Origin of the sequence: Paraburkholderia sp. (genome assembly GCF_035656215.1) — a bacterium.
Lineage (GTDB): Bacteria > Pseudomonadota > Gammaproteobacteria > Burkholderiales > Burkholderiaceae > Paraburkholderia.
In genome coordinates, this window is record NZ_DASRSY010000367.1 from 1 (window position 1) to 1,836 (window position 1,836).

General features: G+C 62.8%; 2 protein-coding genes. Both read left to right on the forward strand.

Annotation, left to right across the window (positions count from 1 at the left end; translation table 11 throughout):
• The first annotated feature begins 220 nt into the window (after positions 1–220).
• The gene (locus VFE81_RS21425; RefSeq protein WP_325046515.1) at positions 221–1,228 is read left to right on the forward strand and encodes an HAD family hydrolase; all 1,008 of its coding nucleotides are present in this window, start codon (positions 221–223) and stop codon (positions 1,226–1,228) included.
• Positions 1,229–1,339: 111 nt separating this feature from the next.
• Positions 1,340–1,836 (forward strand): sulfatase-like hydrolase/transferase (locus VFE81_RS21430; RefSeq protein WP_325046514.1); only part of this gene is annotated, 497 nt, incomplete at its 3' end.

Consider the following 1,836-nt stretch of genomic DNA (forward strand, 5'->3'; position numbering starts at 1 on the left):
CTAGCCCGTCAGGCGTCGGCCCGCGCCGCAAACGCCGACGGAGGCTAGAGCGCTCCACATCTTCGAGCTGTAGCCGTTTCGCGCGAGATTTCGCGCTCCGCAGATACTGGAATTGTGCAATCGGAATGGAGGTCGAATGCAATCGAGCTGTCAACCGGGTGGGTCGGTGCGTGTCGTGGGTTCGATCCGCCCTGCGTTCAGGTCGGTGTTTGGCATCGCAATGGTCGTGCTCAGTGCCGCGCTATGCGCCGCTGGTTGCACGACGCCTGGTAGCGCGAACGTATCGCCGCCGGCGGCAGTCAGCTCGACCGCCGCGCTGCCATCCTGGCGTGACGGACCGGCAAAGCAGACGATCGAGAAATTCGTCGCCGACGTCACCCGCGAAGGCTCGCCGAACTACGTGCCGCCTGCCGGGCGCATCGCGGTGTTCGACAACGACGGCACGCTATGGAGCGAGCAGCCGCTGTACTTCCAGTTCGCCTTCATGCTCGACCAGGTGAAAGCGGCAGCACCGAAGCATCCGGAGTGGAAGAAAAATCCGGCCTTCAAGGCGTTAGTGGCGAAAGACTACGGCGCGCTGGCGAGCCAGCAGAAACAGGTGCTGCAACTGGTCGCCGTCGCCAATAGCGGCATGACCGTGGACGAGTACGACAAGACCATCCGCGACTGGCTGGCCAGCGCGCGCCATCCGAAATTCAATCGCCCCTACACCGAACTCGTCTATCAACCGCAACTGGAGTTGCTCGCCTACCTGCGCGCCAACGGCTTCAAGACCTTCATCGTGTCGGGCGGCACCATCGAATTTATGCGTCCGTGGGCCGAGAAGGCGTACGGCATTCCCCCCGAGCAGGTGATCGGCTCAAGTCAGCTGGTGCAGTACCAGATGCGTGACGGCCAGGCCGCACTGGTACGCCAGCCGAAAATCGATTTCGTCGATGACGGTCCCGGCAAACCTGTCGGCATCTATCGGAACATCGGCCGCAAGCCGATTCTCGCGTTCGGCAATTCGGACGGCGATCAGCAGATGCTGCAGTACACCGCGTCCGGCAGCGGCCCGCACCTCGCCTTGCTCGTGCATCACGACGACGCCGTACGCGAATTCGCCTACGACCGCACCTCGAAGATCGGCAAGCTCGACCGAGCGTGGGACGAAGCGATCGCCGACGGCTGGACTGTGGTCAGCATGAAGGACGACTGGCAAACCATCTATCCCGCACCGAAGCAGTAGACGGATGCAGGAGAGCGCGAGCCGCGTGCAGGTTGCGGCCGCTACGAGGCAACCCGGCGCGCAAGGAACGCGCAACGGGTGAACCGAAGTCAACTCCATTGGAGCGACACGATGAGAATGTTCCTGCGAAAGGGGCGCTACGCAGCCGGGGCGACAGTCATCGCCTTCGCCGCATTCGCTGCATTGATTCTTCCATCCATCAACGCGCCTGCGCAGACTCAAGCGCCGGCCAAACCGGCGGGGGCACCGGCCACCAAAGCGCCGCAACAACAGCCGGCCGCCAAAAACTCGGCTAAACCGAACATCCTCGTGATTTTCGGCGACGACATCGGGCAGGCGAATATCAGTGCGTATACGCGTGGCGTGGTGGGCTACAAGACACCGAACATCGACCGTGTTGCCAACGAAGGGATGATCTTCACGGACTACTACGCCGAGAACAGTTGTACGGCGGGCCGTTCGTCGTTCATCACCGGGCAGACGCCGTTGCGTACCGGGCTGTCCAAAGTCGGCGCGCCGGGCGCGCCGGTTGGCCTGCAGAAGACCGATATGACGATCGCTCAGGCGCTCAAACCGCTCGGCTATGCAACCGGCCAGTTCGGCAAGAA

Bases quoted from the DNA above. Each gene is read 5' to 3' on its own strand.
- VFE81_RS21425 (WP_325046515.1), top strand. From the start codon at position 221: ATGGTCGTGCTCAGTGCCGCGCTATGCGCCGCTGGTTGCACGACGCCT.